At 69.7% G+C, this 3,674-nt stretch carries 4 protein-coding genes; 1 reads left to right on the top strand and 3 read right to left on the bottom strand.

Annotated elements, in window-relative coordinates; all coding sequences use genetic code 11:
* Positions 1-204: 204 nt before the first annotated feature.
* Genes CCR97_RS28400 through CCR97_RS28390 form a run of 3 tightly spaced genes read right to left on the bottom strand, consistent with a single transcriptional unit; the run spans position 205 to position 2,625 of the window.
* Positions 205-906: an ABC transporter ATP-binding protein gene (locus CCR97_RS28400; RefSeq protein ID WP_111356471.1), complete on the bottom strand. Its 702-nt coding sequence runs from the start codon at positions 904-906 to the stop codon at positions 205-207.
* Positions 893-1,681, bottom strand: a complete 789-nt coding sequence (locus CCR97_RS28395) for an ABC transporter ATP-binding protein (protein WP_111356470.1) — start codon at positions 1,679-1,681, stop codon at positions 893-895. The genes CCR97_RS28400 and CCR97_RS28395 overlap by 14 nt, the downstream gene beginning before the upstream one ends.
* Entirely contained in the window at positions 1,678-2,625 is a 948-nt protein-coding gene (locus CCR97_RS28390; protein ID WP_111356484.1) for a branched-chain amino acid ABC transporter permease, read from the bottom strand. The genes CCR97_RS28395 and CCR97_RS28390 overlap by 4 nt, the downstream gene beginning before the upstream one ends.
* A gap of 92 nt (positions 2,626-2,717) precedes the next feature.
* Here CCR97_RS28390 and CCR97_RS28385 point away from each other — a divergent pair, with 92 nt between their 5' ends.
* Positions 2,718-3,590, top strand: coding sequence for a branched-chain amino acid ABC transporter permease (locus CCR97_RS28385; protein ID WP_111356469.1), 873 nt, complete (start codon positions 2,718-2,720; stop codon positions 3,588-3,590).
* Positions 3,591-3,674 lie beyond the last annotated feature (84 nt).

Below are 3,674 nucleotides of genomic sequence, written 5' to 3'. Positions count from 1 at the left end.
CCCCACAAGGGGGGAGGGAGCCGGCCACGGCAGATCGTATCGCTCTCGACTCACACCAAGCCTGCGAAACACCGAGCGTCCAACAAACCCGCAGTCGCGGCTCCAGCGTTCCCTCCCCCCTTGTGGGGGAGAGACAGGGAGGGGGGTGCGTCACGGCACGATGCCTTCGGCCGGCAATCGCCCGGATCGCGCACGGACGCCGCTTCACACCCCGAGATACGCCGCACGCACCTTCGGGTCCTGCAGCAGCGCCGCGCCTGCGCCTTCATGGACGATGTGGCCGACCTCGAGCACGTAGCCGCGGTCCGCGATGGCGAGCGCCGCGGAAGCGTTCTGCTCGACCAGCAACACCGTGATGCCGCGTGCCTTCAGATCGACGACGGCGGCGAGGATCTGGTCGACCAGCAGCGGCGCGAGGCCGAGCGAGGGCTCGTCGAGCAGTAGCAGCTTTGGTTGCGCCATCAGGGCGCGGCCGATGGCGAGCATCTGCTGCTGACCGCCGGACAGGCTCGCGGCCGAGGTGCGTCGCCGCTCGGACAGCACCGGGAACATCGCATAGACGGCATCGAGCCGCGCGCTCACGGTCGCGTCGTTCCGGCGGAACGCACCGAGCCGCAGATTGTCCTCGACGGTGAGCGGCCCGAACACCTGCCGCCCCTCGGGCGACTGGGCGATGCCGCGCACGACGCGGGCATGGGCCGGCAGCCGGCCGATGTCCTCGCCCTCGAAGACGATGCGCCCCGCGGTCGCCGGCTGCACGCCGGAGAGGGTGCGCAGCAGCGTCGTCTTGCCGGCCCCGTTGGACCCGACCAGCGCGACGATTTCGCCGGCCGCGACGTCGAGCGAGACGCCGTGCAGCACCTCGATGCGGCCATAGGCCGAGGAGAGCCCGTCAACCGTGAGCACGATCGGCCTCCCTGGCGCCGTGCTCGCCCAGATAGGCGGCGATGACGGCGGGATCGTTGCGCACCACGCGCGGCGGGCCTTCGGCGAGCCGCTTGCCGTGCGCCAGAACCAGCACGCGATCCGAGATCTTCATCACCAGCTTCATGTCGTGCTCGATCAACACCACGGCGACGCCGTCTTTCGCGATCTGGCCGATCAGCCGGTCGATCGCCTCGGTCTCGACCGCGTTGCAGCCGGCCGCCGGCTCGTCGAGCAGCAGCACCTTGGGGTCGGCGGCGAGCGCCCGGGCGATCTCGAGGCGCTTGAGCACGCCGTAGGGCAGATCGCTCGCCGTCGTCTCGGCGTGATGGGCGAGGCCGACGCGCTCGAGAAGCTCCAGGGCGCGGGCGCGGGTGCGGCGGTTCTGGCGGGCGACCGCAGGCAGCGCGAACAGATCGGCCAGGAACGAGGTGCGCTCGGCCAGATGGTTGCCGACCATCACGTTCTCGATCGCGGTCATGCGAAAGAAGATCTGGAGGTTCTGGAAGGTGCGCGCCATGCCGCGGCGAACCAGGAGATGCGGCGCGACGTTGGTCACGTCCTCGCCGGCGAGCCTGATGCGGCCCCGGCCGGGCCGATAGATGCCGGTGACGAGGTTGAACAGCGTCGTCTTGCCGGCGCCGTTCGGGCCGATGATGGAGAACACCTCGCCGAGCGACACCTGAAACGACACGCCGTCGACGGCGCGCAGGCCGCCGAACGTGATGCCGAGATCCTCGACCTGAAGGATGGTCATGCGGTGCGCTCCCGGACGAAGCGCATCAGCGACGGCACGATGCCGGCCGGCAATGCGATCATGAACACCATGATGAGGAGGCCGAGCACCGCCTGCTCGTACTCCTGGAGCACAGTGAGGGCCTGCGGCAGCACCACCAGGAAGGCGGCGCCGACGACGGCACCGACCACCGAGCCGAGGCCGCCGATGATCACCATGGCGACGAGCTCGATCGAGTGCATGAAGCCGGCGGCGTCCGGCGTGATGAAGCCGTTCATCAGCGCCAGCAGGCTGCCCGCGACGCCGGCGAAGATGGCGCTCGTCACGAAGGCGGCGAGCTTCTTCTTGGCGACGTCGATGCCGACGCCCGCCGCCGCCACCTCGCTGTCGTGCAGGGCGCGAAACGCCCGCCCGCTCGGGCTCGACAGGATGTTGAGGGCCAGCGCGGCGCCGATCAGCAGCGCGCCGCCCGTGATCCAGTACCAGGTCGACACGCCCGTCACCCGCCAGCCGAGCAGCACCATGCGCGGCACCTGCATGCCGTCCGGCCCGCCCGTGACGGCGGACTCGCTCGTGAGAATCAGCGCGACGATGAGGCCGAAGCCGAGCGTCGCGATGGCGAGATAGTAGCCCTTGAGCCGCAGGATCGGCCGCCCGACCGCGTAAGCGACGATCCCGCACAGCACGGCGCCGAGCACCAGCGAGAGGAGCGGATCGAGCCCGAGCTTCGCGGGCCCGACCGCCACCGCATAGGCGCCGATGCCGAGAAAGCCGGCATGGCCGAGGCTCACCTGGCCCGCATAGCCGGTCAGGATCGTCAGACCGAGCGCGGCGAGCGAGAAGATCCAGACGAGCGCCGCGACCCGCAGATAGAACGACGAGGGTGCCAGCACCGGCACGATCGCGATGACGGCGGCGAGGAGCAGCAGGACGGCGAGCCGGGAGGTGAGGATTTTTCTGATCATCATTGGACGTCCGTCCGCGCGGCAGGCGCCGCAGCCCCCCACCCCCTCCCCGCCACGCGCTGCGCGCGCGCTTCAACAAGAGCGAGACGCTCATGGCCGAATTCCTTCAGCTCGTGTTCTCCGGACTGACGGTCGGCGCCGTCTATGCGCTGGTCGCGCTCGGCTTCACGCTGGTCTACAACGCCTCCGACGTGATCAACTTCGCCCAGGGCGACTTCGTCATGATCGGCGGCATGGGGACCGTGTTCCTGATGGCCGCGGGTCTCGCGCTGCCGGTCGCGGCGTTCATCGCCATTCTCGCCGCCGTGCTGGTCGGCCTGCTGCTGCACCGCCTCGCCATCGAGCCGGCGCGCGGCGCATCGCCGGTGTCGCTGATCATGATCACGATCGGCGCCTCGATCTTCATCAAGGGCGTCGCCCAGCTCGTCTTCGACAAGCAGTTCCATTCGCTGCCCGCCTTCTCCGGCACCACGCCGATCGCCCTCGGCGGCGCCACGCTTCTGCCCCAGAGCTTCTGGGTGATCGGCGGCATGCTGGTCCTCGTGCTCGGCCTGTGGCTCTTCCTCGAGCGCACGCTGATCGGCAAGGCGGTGCTCGCCACCGCGGCGAACCGGCTGGCGGCGAAGCTGGTCGGCATCAATGTCACGGTCGTGCTGGCGCTCGCCTTCGGCCTTTCCGCGGCGATCGGGGCGATCGGCGGCATCCTGGTCACGCCGATCACCCTGACCCGCTACGACGTCGGCACGCTGTTCGCGCTGAAGGGCTTCGCCGCCGCCATGGTGGGCGGCATGGGCAACCCGATCGGCGCCGTCGTCGGCGGGCTGCTGATCGGGCTGATGGAAGCCTTCGGGGCCGGCTACGTCTCCTCCACCTACAAGGACGCGGTCGCCTTTGTCGCCATCCTGGTGGTGCTCCTGGTGATGCCGCAAGGCCTGTTCGGCCGCCGCGCCGTGGAGCGGGTGTGATGATCTGGACAGGTGATCAGAATCGTCACGCGAGCCCGTCGGACGTCTTCTTCGGCGATGCGCTGCTGGCCCCCCACCCCCGAC

This window comes from Rhodoplanes elegans, from assembly GCF_016653355.1.
GTDB lineage: Bacteria > Pseudomonadota > Alphaproteobacteria > Rhizobiales > Xanthobacteraceae > Rhodoplanes > Rhodoplanes elegans.
The sequence above is the reverse complement of the archived record's forward strand: the minus strand, read 5'-3'. Positions and strand labels throughout refer to the sequence as shown.